Consider the following 15,049-nt stretch of genomic DNA (forward strand, 5'->3'; position numbering starts at 1 on the left):
GAACGCCCCATCCTGGGGCGCAGCGCTTGACGGGCATCCATGCCCGTCACCTCCCTCCGCAAGAACTCCGCTCGGCCTCCTGAAGTCGCAATTGGTGGTGCCTGAACTATTGCGCACTTAGAAGCAAGATCAAGATCAAGATCAAGATCAAGATCAAGATCAAGATCAAGATCAAGATCAAGATCAAGATCAAGATCAAGATCAAGATCAAGATCAAGAAATATGAATCACCTGCAGAGCAGGAAAACATCTGTGGGTGAGAGTAGGCGCCGCGTTACGTGTAATGACTACCCCTCAAAGCGACCACCGTCAACAGACAATGAAGCGCACACCCAGCAACCCCATCCAACACCTGTAACAGACTTCCCTGCCACGATAGGTTCCCACTGCCTCACCTCTATCCTTTACACGATTTTTGCAAACCGCCATTGGTCGCCACCCCCCCGGATGGATTAAAGTATCCCCCCTCGCCCGGCAAGCGCCCTCAGCGCGCCAGGGCCCATCCCCAGGAACCGCCAACGATGGAACACCGTGAAGCGCTGATCGCGCTGCGCACCTTTCTCTCCTCCCAGATCCTCGGCCAGGAAAAACTGGTCGAGCGCCTGCTGATCGTGCTCCTGGCCGACGGCCACATGCTGGTCGAAGGCGCCCCGGGCCTGGCCAAGACCAAGGCCATCAAGGAGCTCGCCGAGGGCATCGAGGCGCAATTCCATCGCATTCAGTTCACCCCCGACCTGCTGCCCGCCGACATCACCGGCACCGAGATCTACCGCCCGGAAACCGGCAGCTTCGTGTTCCAGCAAGGACCGATCTTCCACAACCTGGTGCTGGCCGACGAAATCAACCGCGCCCCTGCCAAGGTTCAATCGGCGCTGCTCGAAGCCATGGCCGAGCGCCAGGTCAGCGTTGGACGCAGCACCTACGAGTTGTCGCCGCTGTTCCTGGTGATGGCCACGCAGAACCCGATCGAACAGGAAGGCACCTACCCGCTGCCCGAGGCCCAGCTCGACCGCTTCCTCATGCACGTCAAAATCGGTTTCCCAGACGCCGCGGTGGAGCGACGCATCCTCCTGCAAGCCCGGGGCGAGGCACTGGGTGGCGAGGTGAAGCCCGAGCGCCGGGTCAGCCAGCAGGCCATCTTCGCCGCCCGCAAGGAAATCCTCGGCCTGTACATGGCCGATGCCGTGGAGGAATATCTGGTGCAGCTGGTCATGGCCACCCGCACCCCGGCCAAGTTCGACAGCGAGCTGGCCGACTGGATCGCCTACGGCGCCAGCCCTCGCGGCTCGATCGCCCTGGACCGTTGCGCACGCGCCCACGCCTGGCTGGCCGGGCGCGACTTCGTCAGCCCCGAGGATATCCAGGCAGTGCTGTTCGACGTGCTGCGCCATCGCATCATCCTCTCGTTCGAGGCCGAGGCGGCCGGGGTCGACCAGGACCGCGTGGTCCAGCGCATCCTCGACGTCGTCGCCGTCGCCTGACCCCATGCCCACCTCGCAGTTGGCCGAACCCGGCATCCGCATCGGCCTGGCCGACTTGATCGACATGCGCCACCGCGTGCGTGAGATCCAGCTGTTCTCCCGGCCCGGCCAGCGCAGCCCGCTGGTGGGCCTGCACCACTCCAAGCTGCGTGGCCGCGGCGTGGACTTCGACCAGGTGCGGGTCTACCAGGCTGGCGACGATGTGCGCAACATCGACTGGCGCGTCACCGCGCGCACCCAGGAGCCGCACACCAAGCTCTTCCACGAAGAACGCGAACGACCAATCTTCATCATGGTCGAGCAGAGCCAGCGGCTGTTCTTCGGCTCCGGGCTGATGTTCAAGTCAGTGCTGGCGGCCCAGGCCGCGGCCCTGTTCGGCTGGGCGGCGCTGGGCCACAACGACCGCATCGGCGGGCTGGTGTTCGGCGACAGCGAGCCCCACGAGATCAAGCCGAGGCGCAGCAAGCAGAGCCTGCTGCAACTGCTCAACCGCCTGGCCAAGGTCAACCAGGCCCTGCATACCGAGGCCGTGCCTCAGCCCGACAGCCTGGGCCTGGCCCTGCGCCGGGCGCGCGAAGTGCTGCGCCCGGGCAGCCTGGCCATTGTCATCTGCGACGAGCGTGCCCTGAGCGCCAGCGTCGAGCAGCACCTGGCCATGCTGTCACGGCACTGCGACGTGCTGCTGATGCCGGTCAGCGACCCGCTCGACCATGCCCTGCCCGCCGCCGGCCTGCTGCGTTTCGCCCAACGCGGCGCGCAACTGGAACTCGACACGCTGGATGCCAACCTGCGCCAGGCCTACCGCCAGCAGGCCGAGGCGCGCATCGAGCGCTGGGAACTGCTGGCGCAGAAGCTGCGGGTGGTGCTGATGCCACTGAGCACCCAGAGTGAGATGATCGAGCAATTGCGCGAATACCTGAACGCGCAGCGTCCCGGGAGTGCCAAATGACCCCCCTGGATCAGTTGCAACCGCTGATCGCACCGCCGGCCATCGGCCTGTGGCCACCAGCCCCAGGCTGGTGGCTGTTGCTGGCCTTGCTGCCATTGCTCGGCTGGGGCCTGTGGCGCCTGCGCCACTGGCGCCCGGGCAAGCGCAAGGTGGTGCGCGCCGAACTGCCGCTGGACCCGATTCGTGTCGAGGCCCTGGCCGAGCTGGCGCGCCTGCCACGCCCCTATGACGGCGCGCCGGCCGGCGCCTGGCTGCAGCAGATCAACGCCCTGCTCAAGCGCCTGTGCCGCAACCACTATCCCGGCGCCAACAGCCACACCCTCAATGGCCGGCAGTGGCTGGCGTTTCTCGACAACCGCTGCCCGGCCGCCGGCCTGACCCGTTGGATGGTACTGGTCGAAGGCGCCTACAAGCCCGAGTGCAAGCTCGACGACAAGGCCATCGCCGGGCTCACCCAGGCGGTCGAAACCTGGATCCGCAAGCATGTTTGAACTGGCCTGGCCGTGGATCTTCCTGCTGTTGCCGCTGCCCTGGCTGGCGCGCCTGGCGCTGCCTGCCGCCGACAGCGGCGAGCCGGTGCTCAAGGTGGGCTTTCTCGACGAACTCGAAGGCCTGGCCGGGCGCCGCGCGCGGCTGAACCTGCCAACCTGGCGCCAGCAGGCGCCGTTCATCCTGATCTGGCTACTGCTGTTGCTGGCCGCCGCCCGCCCGCAGTGGCTGGGCGATCCGCTGCCTGTGTCGGCCAGCGGCCGTGACCTGCTGGTGGCAGTGGATGTGTCGGGCTCCATGGACTTCCCCGACATGCAGTGGAAAGACGACGAGATCAGCCGTCTGGACCTGGTCAAGGCGCTGATGGGCGACTTCCTCCAGGACCGCCAGGGCGACCGCGTCGGCTTGATCCTGTTCGGCAGCCAGGCCTACCTGCAGGCCCCGCTGACCTTCGACCGGCGTACCGTGCGCACCTTCCTCGACGAGGCGCAGATCGGCATCGCCGGCAAGAACACCGCCATCGGCGACGCCATCGGCCTGGCGGTCAAGCGCCTGCGCCAGCGCCCGGCGCAAAGCCGGGTGCTGATCCTGATCACCGACGGCGCCAACAACGGCGGGCAGATCCACCCACTGACCGCCGCCCGCCTGGCCGCCCAGGAAGGCGTGCGCATCTACACCATCGGCATCGGCGCCAACCCTGAGGCCAGCGGCACGCCGGGCCTGCTCGGGCTGAACCCGAGCCTGGACCTGGACGAAGCCTCGCTCAAGGAGATCGCCGAAATTACCCACGGCAGCTACTTCCGCGCCCACGACGGCGCCGAGCTGAACGCCATCGGCGACACCCTCGACCAACTGGAACCGGTGGCCCAGCAGCCGACCCAGGCGCGCACCGCCCACGCGCTGTACGCCTGGCCGCTGGCCCTGGCGTTGCTGCTCAGCGTGCTGCTGGTGGTGGCCGTGCAGTGGCCGGACAACCTGCTGCAACGCCTGCTGCGCAAGCCACGCTTCCTGCAGCCCCACCCGGAATGGCGCCAGCGCCTCAAGCGCCTGCGCCTGAGGAGGCGGCGATGATCGAACTCTGGCCCCAATGGCTGCGCCCGCTCTGGCTGCTGGTGCTGCCCCTGCTCGGCTGGCTGCTGTTCAAGCTCTGGCACCGGCGCAAGCGCGCCGGGCGCTGGCAGTTGATCCTGCCGCAGCCGTTCCACGCGGTCTTGCTTGGCGGCGGCAACGGCAGCACCAGCAAGCTGCCGTGGATCGCCCTGGGCCTGGCCTGGCTGCTGATCGTCCTGGCCCTGCTCGGGCCGAGTTGGCAGCGCCTGGAAGAAACCCGCCAACGCCCGGCCGACCCGCTGGTGATCCTGCTCGAACTGACGCCGCAGATGCTCGCCGAGGACAGCACGCCGAACCGCCTGGAACAGGCCCGGCGCAAGATCCTCGACCTGCTCGAGCACCGTCGCGACAGCCAGACCGCGCTGATCGTCTACGCAGGCTCCGCCCACACCCTGGTGCCGCTATCCGATGACCTGGGCACCACGCGCAACCTGCTCGAGGCCATCGACCCGTCGATCATGCCGCAGCCCGGCCAGCGTGCCGACCTCGCCGTGCACAAGGGCCTGGCCCTGCTCGCCCAGAGCGGCCTGGGCCAGGGCCGCCTGCTGCTGATCGGCTCGTCACTGAGCGAACCGGAGCGCGAAGGCATTCGACAGGCCCTCGGCCGCCAGGGCCCGAGCCTGCTGATGCTGGGCGTCGGCAGCGCCGAGGGCGCGCCAGTGCGCCAGGCCAATGGCGAATACCTGAAGGACGACCAGGGCGGCATCCTCCTGCCACGCCTGGACAGCGCCTCGCTGAAAAGCTTCATCGGCTCGACCGGCGGGCGCTACCGCCATGCCCGCATCGACGACCTCGACCTGCGCGGCCTGGGCCTGTTCGACAACCCGCGACTGTTGCACAACGATGGCCAGACCCTGCAACTGGACAGCTGGGCCGACCAGGGCTACTGGCTGCTGTTGCCCCTGCTGCTGCTCGCCGCCTGCGCTGGCCGGCGCGGCTGGTTGTTCTGCCTGCCGCTGCTGCTGGCCTTGCCGCAACCGAGCCAGGCCTTCGAATTCAATGACCTGTGGCTGCGCCCCGACCAGCAGGGCCAGCGCCTGCTGGAGCGGCAACGCCCGGCCGAGGCGGCCCGCCACTTCGAGGACAGCCAGTGGCGCGGCATGGCCTTGTACCAGGCCGGCGATTTCGAAGGCGCCGCCGCCGCCTTCGCCCAGGCCGGCACAGCGGCCGCCCACTACAATCGGGGTAATGCCCTGGCCCGCGCCGGGGAGCTGGAGGCGGCGCTGGACGCCTATGAACAGGCTCTGGAACGCCAACCCGACCTGAAGGCGGCACTGGACAACCAGGCCCTGGTCCAGCAACTGTTGCAACAACGCCAGGCCAGCGCCGAGACCCAACCGACCAACGCCGATGCCCAAGGCTCACCCGGCAGCGAAACCGAAGGCAACAGCAGCTCGACCAGCAGCCAGGCCCAGGGCACGCCCGGCAGCGACGAACAGGCCCAGGGCCAGCAGAACGGCGACAGCCAGGGCAACACCCAGGCCCCGCCCGGCGCTGACGGCGGCGATGACGACAGCCTCACCCAGCCGCCCCAGCGGCCGCTCTCCACCAGCCTCGACGCCGAACAGCGCCAGGCCCTGGAGCAATGGCTGCGGGAGATCCCCGACAACCCGGCGGAACTGCTGCGGCGCAAATTCTGGTACGAACAGCAATTGCATCAGGAAACCCAACGATGAGTCGCCTCGGCGTCTTTCTCCTAGGCCTGCTGTGGAGCCTCGCGGCCCAGGCCGAACCGATCCTGCAGGCAAGCGTCGACCGCACGCGCCTGGAAGCCGGCGAAACCCTGGAACTCACCCTCGAGAGCCAGGACGTCACCCAGTTCGGCAAGCCCGACCTGCGCTCCCTCGAGCCCGACTTCGAGGTGCGCGGCACGCGCCAGCTCAACAGCCTGCACACCCTGGACGGCGAGACCCGCGCCAGCACCCGCTGGATCATCACCCTGCTGCCCCGGCGCAGCGGCAGCCTGCGCATCCCCGAGCTGCAGCTGGGCCAGTCGCGCAGCCAGGCCATCGAACTGCAGGTACAGCAGGCCGACAGCCAGCGCCCGGACGCGGCTGCGCAGGTGTTCGTCGAGGCCACCCTGGACAGCAGCGAGGTCTATGTCCAGGCCCAGGTCGTGCTGACCCTGCGCATCTACCATTCGGTGGCGCTGTACGACGACAGCAGCCTCAGCCCGCTGCAGCTGGAAAACGCCAAGGTCGACCCGCTGGGCGAGTCGCGCACCTTTGAGAAGGACATCAACGGCGTGCGCCACGGGGTGATCGAGACCCGTTATGCGATCTATCCGCAACAGAGCGGCAGCCTTGAAGTGCCGCCGCTGCGCTTCACCGCCACCGCCGCCGACAATGGCGAACAGCCGGCCGGCACGCCGCGGGTCGGCCGCCAGGTGCAGGTCAGCTCGCTGCCGCTGCGCCTGACGGTCAAGCCGATCCCGGCCAGCTACCCAGCCGACCGCCCTTGGCTGCCGGCCCGCAGCCTGACCCTGGAAGAACACTGGAACCCCGACCCGGAGCGCCAGCCGACGCAGATCGGCGACTCGCTCACGCGCAACATCACCGTGCGCGCCGAGGGCCTGTCGAGCACCCAGTTGCCGCCACTGCCGGCCACCGAAGCCGCCGGTCTGCGCCGCTACCCCGACCAGCCGCTGCTGCGCAACGAGATCGGCGAGCGCGGCATAGTCGCCAACCGCGAAGAGCGCGAGGCGCTGGTGCCGACCCACGCTGGCGAGCTGGCCTTGCCGGCGCTGGAGGTGACCTGGTGGAACACCCGCGAAGACCATCTGGAGCACAGCAGCCTGCCGGCCCGCACCCTTAACGTGCAGGACAATCCGGCGCTGAGCGCCGACACCCCGGCCGGCGACGGCAACCTGAGCCCCGGCCCGCTCTGGCCCTGGCAACTGGCCACGCTGGTCCTGGCCCTGACTACACTGCTCGGCTTCACCCTGTGGTGGCGGGCCCGCTCGCAACCGGCGGTGCTGCGCGCGGCACAGACCGGCCCGAGCCCGCGCACGCTGCTCGATGACCTCAAGCGCGCCTGCCAGGCCAACGACCCGCAGGCCACCCGCCAGGCGCTGGACGCCTGGGCCCGGCAGCAGCCGGAAACCCTGGCCGAGATGGCGGCGCGCTTCGTGCCGTTGTCCGATGCGCTGGATGGGTTGAATGGAGCGTTGTACAGCGAGAGCGGGCAATACTGGCACGGCGACGAACTGTGGCGCGCGATTGGCGCGATTCCGCCGGCCGAGCAGGTGCTGGCGCCGTCGGGCGAAGCCGGCAGCTTGCCGCCGCTGTACCCCAAGTAGCCTCATCGCGGGGCAAGCCCGCTCCCACGGCCCCGCGATGAGTTACCATAGCGCCCTAATCCAAACGCCCCCTGCCGCTCACCCAACGGATCTTCCATGCGTCTGTTTCACACCTCCGACTGGCACCTGGGCCAGAGCCTGCATGGCCAGGAACGCGACTTCGAACACGCCTGCTTCATCGACTGGCTGCTCGGCCAGTTGCGCCTGCGCCAACCCGATGCGCTGCTGATCGCCGGCGACATCTTCGACACGGTCAACCCGCCGGTCAAAGCCCAGGAGCGTCTCTACGACTTCATTGTCCAGGCCCACGAGCAACAGCCCAAGCTGGATATCGTGATGATCGCCGGCAACCACGACTCCGGCTCGCGCATCGAGCTGCCGGCGCCACTGATGCGCCGTCTTCGCACCCACGCCCTGGGCCGGGTGCACTGGCTCGACGAGGGCCAGCTGGACACCGAGCGACTGCTGATCCCGTTGACCAACGCCCGTGGCAAGGTCGGCGCCTGGTGCCTGGCCCTGCCCTTCCTGCGCCCCGCCGAAGTCACCGGCCCCGCGCTGGGCGACGACTACCTGCAGGGCATCAACCAGGTCCATGAGCAACTGATCGCCGCAGCACAGAAGAAGCGCAAGAAAGACCAGGCGCTGGTCGCCATCAGCCACGCGCACATGGCCGGCGGCAGCATCTCGGAAGATTCCGAGCGCAGCCTGATCATCGGCAACGCCGAGGCCCTGCCAGCCAGGCTGTTCGACAAGGCCATCAGCTATGTCGCCCTCGGCCACCTGCACAAGCCGCAGAAGGTCAACCGCGAGAACCGCATCCGCTACAGCGGCGCGCCGATCCCGTTGTCGTTCGCCGAGATCAACTACCCGCACCAGGTCCTGGAAGTGGAGCTGGACGGCGCCGAGCTGGTCAGCGTCGAGCCGCGTCCGGTGCCCCGTGCGGTGGCCCTGCAACGGGTCGGCCCGGCGCCGCTGGGCGAACTGCTCGAACAGCTCGGGCAACTGCCGGTGATCGACCTGCTCGAAGACCCCAACCGCCAGCCCTGGCTGGAAGTGCGGGTACGCCTGGACGAGCCGCAGCCCGACCTGCGCCAGCAGATCGAAGGCGCCCTGCAGGGCAAGGCCGTGCGCCTGGTGCGCATCAGCGCCGAATACGCCGGCAGCGGCCGTGCCGAAGACGATGAGCAAGCCTTCGTCGAGCTGGCCCAGATGACCCCGCAGGACCTGTTCGGCCGTGCCTGGGAGCAGGCCTATGGCAACCCCGCCGACGACCAGGCCCTGGCCGATTTCGCCGAATTGCTGCAGGACGTCCTGCAAGAGGAGGAGCAGGCATGAAGATCCTTGCCATCCGCCTGAAGAACCTGGCCTCGCTGGCCGGCCCGATCGATATCGACTTCACTGCCGAGCCCCTGGCCAGCGCCGGCCTGTTCGCCATCACCGGGCCCACCGGCGCCGGCAAGAGCACCCTGCTCGACGCCCTGTGCCTGGCGCTGTTCGGCAGCGTGCCACGCCTGAACGACATCGCCCGGGAAGCCAAGGTGCCGGACGCCGACGGCGAGATCCCCACCTCGGATCCGCGCAACCTGCTGCGTCGCGGCACTGGCAGCGGCTTCGCCGAGGTCGATTTCATCGGCATCGACGGCGGCCGCTACCGCGCCCGCTGGGAAGCCAACCGCGCCCGTGAAAAGGCCACCGGCAAACTGCAGAACAGCCGCCAGAGTCTCTACGACCTGGACAGCGAGCAACTGCTGGGCAGCGGCAAGAACGAATACAAGCAACTGGTCGAGGCCCGCCTGGGCCTGAACTTCGAGCAGTTCACCCGCGCGGTGATGCTGGCCCAGAGCGAGTTCGGCGCCTTCCTCAAGGCCGACGACCGTGAGCGCAGCGAGCTGCTGGAAAAACTCACCAACACCGCGATCTACACCCGCCTGGGCCAACGCGCCTTCAGCAAGGCGCGGGAAACCGGCGAGGTTCACAACGACCTGAAGAAGCAGGCCGAGCACCTGCTGCCGATGGAGGCCGAAGCCCGCGCCGCCCTCGACCAGGCACTGGAACAGGCCCAGCAGCAGTTCAAGGCCGAGCAGGCGCGCCAGCGCCAGCTGGAACAGCAGCGCACCTGGTTTGCCGAACATCAGCGCCTGCAGGCCCAGCACGGTGAAGCCGGCACGGCCCTGCAAAACGCCGAACACGAGTGGCAGCAACTGGCCGAGCAGCGCGTCGACCTGCAACGCCTGGAGCGCCTGGCGCCCCAGCGCCACCAGTTCCACCGCCAGCAGCACCTGGCCGCGCAACTGGCCCCGGTACTGGCCGATATCGACCTGCAACAGCGCCAGCAAACCGAACTGCAGCAACACACCGACGCGCTACAGCAAGCCCTGGAAACCGCCCGCCAGCACTTGGTCGAGCACCAGGCCCTGCACGGCGAAAACGCCCCGCGCCTGCGCCAGGCCTTTGCCGCCCAGGGCGACCTGGCGCGCCTGGACAAGGAGCTTGCCGAGCAACGTGAAGCCTGCACCCGGGTCGAACAGGAAGTCGGTGCAGCCCAGCAGCAACTGCAGCAGCTGGAGAACAGCCAGCAGCGCAGCCTGCAACAACTGGCCCTGATCGACAGCGCCCTGGCCGAGAGCGAAGCGCTCGGCAGCCTGGCCGACGCCTGGCAGGCCTACCTGCCGCAGCTCAAACAGGTGATGCTGATCGGCGGCCGCCTGGCCAAGGGCCGCGAGGAGCTGCCCGGCCTGCAGGCCCAGGCCAGTCAGGCCAACGCCCAACTGCAAGCCCAGCGCGAGCATTTCGAGTTGCTGTTCCGCGAGGCCGGGGCCGAACCCCAGGCGCTGGCCGAGCAGATCGACCTGCTCGGCGCCATGCTCCAGGACAACCGCAAGCAGCAACGCGCGGTCGAGGAGCTGTCGCGCCTGCATGGCCGCGAGATGGAACTGCGCAACGGCATCGATGCGCTGCGCGAGCGCCAACAATTGGCCATGCGGCAACGCCAGCAACTGATCGGCGAAGGCACGGCGGCCAAGGCCGAACTGGAGGGCGCCGAGCAGGCGCTGACCCTGACCCGCCAGTTGCTCGAGCGCCAGCGCCTGGCGCGCAACACCAGCGTCGAGGAACTGCGGGCTCAACTGCGCGATGGCGAGCCCTGCCCGGTGTGCGGCAGCGCCGAGCATCCGTTCCATCAGCCCGAAGCGTTGCTGCACAGCCTCGGGCGCCACGACCAGGCCGAGGAAGCGGCGGCGCAGCAACAGGTCGAACAGCTCAATACCAGGTTGGTGGAGCTGCGCACCCAGCTGGGCGTGGTAAACGCCCAGCTCAAGGATTACCAGCAGCAACAGCAGCAGTTGGGCGAGCAGCTGCAGCCCTTACTCGAGCAGGTCCAGGCCCATGCCCTGTGGCCAGCACTGGCGCCGCAGGACGACAGCGCCCGTGGCAAGTGGCTCGACGGCCAGTTGCGCCGCCTCGGCGACGAGATCGACCGCGACGAGAAACGCCAGGGCGCCCTGCTCGCCCTGCAAAAGGATGCCGCGCGCCTCACCCAGCAATTGCAGGTCGCAGGCGATGCCCAGCAACAGGCCCAGCGCCACCTCGACCAACAGCACCAGGCCCTGGCCGCCGACGAGCAGCAACTCGCGCAGGCCCTCGAAAGCCTCGAAAGCGTGCTGCCCCCGGACATTCTCCAAGCCCTGCGCGAAGACCCGGCCAATGCGTTCCTCGGCCTCGACCAGCAGATTGCCCAACGCCGTCAGCAACTCGACCTGCGCAAGGACGAGCTGGAAGAGCAACAGGCTCGCAAGGTCCAGCTGGACAAACAGCGCGATCAGCAACAGGCGCGCCTGCACAGCCAGCAGCAGCAGCAACAGAAGCTCGCCGCGCTGGAGGAGCAACACCGGCAGGCCCAGGCCACCCTGGGCGAGCTGCTCGGCGATCAGCCCAGCGCCGAAGCCTGGCAACAGTACATGGACACCCAGCTGGAGCAGGCTCGCGCCGCCGAGGCAGACAGCGCCCGGCAACTGCAGGCGCTGCACACCCAAGGTGTGCAACTGGCCGGCGAGCTCAAGGCCAACCAGCAGCGCCAACAGGCACTGGAGCAGGAGCACCAGCAGCTGCAGGGCGAAATCGCCCAGTGGCGCAGCGAACACCCGGAGCTGGACGACGCCGGCCTCGACCGCCTGCTGGCCATCGACGACAGCCAGGTGGGCGAGCTGCGCCAACGCCTGCAGGCCGCGGAAAAAGCTGTCGAGCAAGGCCGCGTGCTGCTAGGGGAGCGTGAGCAGCGGCTGCAGCAACACACCGCACAGGCCCACGGCGAACTGTCCGTCGAAGCGCTGGAAACCGCCCTCGCCGAGCTGGCCGTGCAGCTGTCAGCCCAGGAGCAGCAATGCGCTGAGCTGCGCGCCCAACAAGCCGAGGACCAGCGCCGGCAACAGGCCAGCCAGGCCCTGGCCGAACAGATCGACCAGGCCTACCAGCAATGGCAACGTTGGGCACGCCTGAATGCATTGATCGGCTCGGCCTCGGGCGATGTGTTCCGCAAGATCGCCCAGGGCTACAACCTCGACCTGCTGCTGCACCACGCCAACAGCCAGTTGCGCCAGCTGGCCCGGCGATATCGCCTCAAGCGCGGCGGCAGCGCCCTGGGCCTGCTGGTGCTGGACACCGAGATGGGCGACGAGCTGCGTTCGGTGCATTCCCTGTCGGGCGGCGAGACCTTCCTGGTGTCGCTGGCCCTGGCCCTGGGCCTGGCATCCATGGCGTCGAGCACCCTGCGTATCGAATCGCTGTTCATCGACGAAGGCTTCGGCAGCCTAGACCCCGAGTCGCTGCAACTGGCCATGGACGCCCTCGACGGCCTGCAGGCCCAGGGGCGCAAGGTGGCGGTGATCTCCCACGTGCAGGAGATGCACGAGCGCATTCCGGTGCAGATCCAGGTGCGCCGCCAGGGCAATGGCCTGAGCGACGTGCAGGTGTGCGGGTGATCCTCTACTCGTTCCGCCGCTGCCCCTGGGCCATGCGCGCGCGCCTGGCCCTGCGCTACGCCGGCTGCGAGGTACAGGTCCACGAGGTAAAGATGAAGGAAAAGCCGGCCGAGCTGCTGGCACTGTCGCCCAAGGGCACGGTGCCGGTGCTCGATACCGGGGATGCGGTGCTGGAGGAAAGCCTGGACATCATGCGCTGGGCGCTGGCCCGACATGACCCCGAGGACTGGCGCCTGCAGGCCGACCCCGCCGCCGCGCGGCAGGCCGAAACGCTGATCGCGCGCAACGATGGCACCTTCAAGGCGCAAGTGAACTTGTACAAGTACGCCGAGCGCTACCCCGAGCACACCCGGGCGCACTACCGCGCCCAGGCCGAGCCTTGGCTGGCCGAGCTGGAACGTCTGCTCGAAGGCAGACCCTATCTGCTGGCCGCTCACCCAAGCCTGGCCGACGCCGCCTTGCTGCCCCTGATGCGCCAGTTTGCCGGGGTCGAACCCGAATGGTTCGCCGAGGCGGCTTATCCGCGGTTGCGGAGCTGGTTGCAGGGCTGGCTGGCATCGCCGCTGTTCAAGGCCGTGATGGCCAAGTGAGACAGCGTGTCGCTCAAAGCGCCAGGATCGGCGCGGACATCAACAACAGCACTACCGCCGTGATACGCCACATCATGCTCTGCCCCTTTGGCGAGTCAAAAATTCAGCGTCAAATTAAATCACATGGCGTTGTGCTATTACCAATGGCTTTACACACTCAATTGGCATGCTTGCTCAGGGCGGCGTGGAAATGCGCGCTCTGCTGCAGGTATTTCTGGGTATAGCTGTGGGTGTTGGACGCCTTGGCGCTTTGCTCCAGCTGGGCGTGGGCCGGCAGTACGACGGAGGCGGAGATGGCGGAAGCGGCGATGACCGGGAAGAGATTGAAGTTCATGTGGGCTGACCTCGACTTCGGTGGTTGACGTTGGCCCGTCGGGGCCTTGGGTCAAAACTTACGCCGATGCGTCTGCCTGGAAAAATTCATTGCAGCAGTAGCGAATATCACCCCCATCGATAATTGCACGCGCGCCTCTGTAGGAGCGACCGGTCCGACGCCTCGGCAAGGCCGCTCCTACAGGGTTAACGAACGTTTACTCGAGGAACTTGATGTCCGAAGGTGCCTGCTGGGGCAGTTTCTGCACCGTATCCCCCAACTTGCCGCTGCGTGGGTCGCGGCGCATGACCACGATCTGGTTGCTCTTCTGGTTCGCCACCAGCAGGTAGTTGCCATCCGGGTCGAGGGCAAACTCCCGGGGATGGTCGCCCTCCACCGAACGGCGCTGCAGCAGGGTGAGCCGGCCATCGTCCTTGCCCACAGCATACACCACGATCTCGTTGGCCGTGCCACGATTGCTGACATAGAGGAAGCGCCCATCGGCCGACAGGTGCAGGCCGCCCGCGGCCTTCGCCGCGACGTCCTTGCTTTCGGTCAGCGGCAGGCGCTGGCGCTCGGTCAGCGCGCCGTCCTGCACATCGAACACCACCACCTCGGCGCTCATCTCCAGGGTCAGGTAGGCATGCCGCCCCTTGGCGTCGAACAGCAGGTGACGTGGGCCGCTACCCGGTGGCAGTGTCACCGAGGGCGGGATCGCCGGGCTCAGCGGATGCTCGGGGCTGGCGCCGTCATAGCGGTAGATGAACACCTTGTCGGCGCCCAGATCGCTGGCGTACAGGTGGCGGCCATCGGGCGACAGCACCAGCGAATGCACATGGGCACCGGCCTGGCGCTCGGGGTTGACCTGGCTCGGCGCATGCCGGGCCTGCTGCACCACAGGCTTGAGCTTGCCGTCGCGAGCCACCGGGATCACCACCAGGCTGCCACCGGGGTCGGCGGCGACGGCGTAGTTGGCGACGAACAGGTAGCGCTGGTCGTGGCTGAGGCTGGCGTGGGTCGGCTCGTCACCCTCGCTGGGCACCTGGTTCAGCAGCTTGATCTCGCCCTGCTTGCCTAGCGAGAAACCGCTGACCTGGCCCTTGGGTGTTTCATTGACCGCGAACAACTGGCGCCGGTCGGCGGACAGCACCAGCCACGAAGGGCTGACGCTCTTGACCACCTGCCGGGGCGTGGCGTCGATCTGACCGGTGCGGGCGTCGAAGTCGTAGCGGTAGATCCCTTCGCTGCCATTGTCGGTGTAGCTGCCCACCAGCAACGTGGCGGCCTGGGCGTTGACTGAAAACGCCATGAGGCTAGCGGTCAGCAGGTGGGTCCATTTCCTGTTCATCGTCTTCTTCATCCGGGGCACGAAAAGCACTCATACAGACTAGACGATGCTCGCCTTCGTCACTGGCCAGGCTCCAGTCGTCGCCCGCGCCGGTGGCGGCGGCGACCTGGTCGGGGGTGAAGGACCAGCGACGCAGCTGGCGGCCGTCCATGCATTCGATGGTGAGGCCGGATGCGTCGAGGGTGAAGTCGAAGGCGTGCAGGCCATCGATCAGGAGCATGTCGCAGGATGCGAGGGCGGTGGCGAGGGTGGTCATGGAGGCACCGATTGAGAAAATGGCCGCCATTATACGCATCGCGGGGCCGGGGGGGGGGGGGGGCGCCCCCCCCCCCCCCCCCCCCCCCCCCCCCCCCCCGCGGGCCCCCCCCCCCCCCCCCCCCCCCCCCCCCCCCCCCCGCGCCAAGACCGCTCCTACAAAGAGCAGGCTAACGTGATGGCTCAGGCCATCTCGCGCGAGTCGCGAACCATGTCCACGTGCGGAATGCCAGCCTCGAG

At 67.8% G+C, this 15,049-nt stretch carries 12 protein-coding genes; 9 read left to right on the forward strand and 3 right to left on the reverse strand.

Annotated features, from left to right (window positions below; translation table 11 throughout):
- Positions 1 to 521 precede the first annotated feature (521 nt).
- The 9 genes from ACVWZ5_RS25295 to ACVWZ5_RS25335 all read left to right on the forward strand — a co-directional run bounded on the left by ACVWZ5_RS25295 (position 522) and on the right by ACVWZ5_RS25335 (position 12,893).
- Positions 522 to 1,481 (forward strand): AAA family ATPase, encoded by a 960-nt coding sequence (locus ACVWZ5_RS25295; protein ID WP_011532987.1) that lies wholly within the window; start codon positions 522 to 524, stop codon positions 1,479 to 1,481.
- Between the two features lie 4 nt (positions 1,482 to 1,485).
- Complete coding sequence (locus ACVWZ5_RS25300; RefSeq protein WP_028692928.1) at positions 1,486 to 2,430, forward strand: DUF58 domain-containing protein; 945 nt, start codon at positions 1,486 to 1,488, stop codon at positions 2,428 to 2,430.
- Positions 2,427 to 2,921 carry a DUF4381 domain-containing protein gene (locus tag ACVWZ5_RS25305; protein ID WP_028692927.1) on the forward strand — a complete coding sequence of 165 codons (495 nt, stop codon included), beginning with the start codon at positions 2,427 to 2,429 and terminating at the stop codon, positions 2,919 to 2,921. Before ACVWZ5_RS25300 ends, ACVWZ5_RS25305 begins: the two co-directional genes overlap by 4 nt.
- A complete protein-coding gene (locus ACVWZ5_RS25310) occupies positions 2,914 to 3,990 on the forward strand; it encodes a vWA domain-containing protein (protein WP_028692926.1) in 1,077 nt (358 codons plus the stop codon). Before ACVWZ5_RS25305 ends, ACVWZ5_RS25310 begins: the two co-directional genes overlap by 8 nt.
- Positions 3,987 to 5,705, forward strand: coding sequence for a vWA domain-containing protein (locus ACVWZ5_RS25315; RefSeq protein WP_062574651.1), 1,719 nt, complete (start codon positions 3,987 to 3,989; stop codon positions 5,703 to 5,705). Before ACVWZ5_RS25310 ends, ACVWZ5_RS25315 begins: the two co-directional genes overlap by 4 nt.
- Positions 5,702 to 7,327: a BatD family protein gene (locus ACVWZ5_RS25320; RefSeq protein ID WP_301143942.1), complete on the forward strand. Its 1,626-nt coding sequence runs from the start codon at positions 5,702 to 5,704 to the stop codon at positions 7,325 to 7,327. Before ACVWZ5_RS25315 ends, ACVWZ5_RS25320 begins: the two co-directional genes overlap by 4 nt.
- 96 nt (positions 7,328 to 7,423) lie before the next feature.
- Positions 7,424 to 8,662, forward strand: coding sequence for an exonuclease SbcCD subunit D C-terminal domain-containing protein (locus ACVWZ5_RS25325; protein ID WP_280071443.1), 1,239 nt, complete (start codon positions 7,424 to 7,426; stop codon positions 8,660 to 8,662).
- On the forward strand, positions 8,659 to 12,303 hold the full coding sequence (locus tag ACVWZ5_RS25330; protein ID WP_457340939.1) for an AAA family ATPase: 3,645 nt from the start codon (positions 8,659 to 8,661) through the stop codon (positions 12,301 to 12,303). The genes ACVWZ5_RS25325 and ACVWZ5_RS25330 overlap by 4 nt, the downstream gene beginning before the upstream one ends.
- Complete coding sequence (locus tag ACVWZ5_RS25335; protein ID WP_280071441.1) at positions 12,300 to 12,893, forward strand: glutathione S-transferase; 594 nt, start codon at positions 12,300 to 12,302, stop codon at positions 12,891 to 12,893. The genes ACVWZ5_RS25330 and ACVWZ5_RS25335 overlap by 4 nt, the downstream gene beginning before the upstream one ends.
- A 157-nt stretch (positions 12,894 to 13,050) precedes the next feature.
- Here the strand turns inward: ACVWZ5_RS25335 and ACVWZ5_RS25340 are convergent, their stop codons facing one another.
- From ACVWZ5_RS25340 to ACVWZ5_RS25350, 3 genes are all read right to left on the reverse strand, one after another.
- Positions 13,051 to 13,227, reverse strand: coding sequence for a hypothetical protein (locus tag ACVWZ5_RS25340; RefSeq protein WP_167388412.1), 177 nt, complete (start codon positions 13,225 to 13,227; stop codon positions 13,051 to 13,053).
- Between the two features lie 196 nt (positions 13,228 to 13,423).
- Positions 13,424 to 14,554: a lactonase family protein gene (locus ACVWZ5_RS25345; RefSeq protein WP_186600752.1), complete on the reverse strand. Its 1,131-nt coding sequence runs from the start codon at positions 14,552 to 14,554 to the stop codon at positions 13,424 to 13,426.
- Positions 14,520 to 14,810 (reverse strand): DUF5629 family protein, encoded by a 291-nt coding sequence (locus ACVWZ5_RS25350; RefSeq protein WP_084943640.1) that lies wholly within the window; start codon positions 14,808 to 14,810, stop codon positions 14,520 to 14,522. The genes ACVWZ5_RS25345 and ACVWZ5_RS25350 overlap by 35 nt, the downstream gene beginning before the upstream one ends.
- Positions 14,811 to 15,049 lie beyond the last annotated feature (239 nt).

The organism is Pseudomonas sp. TE6283, assembly GCF_054060555.1.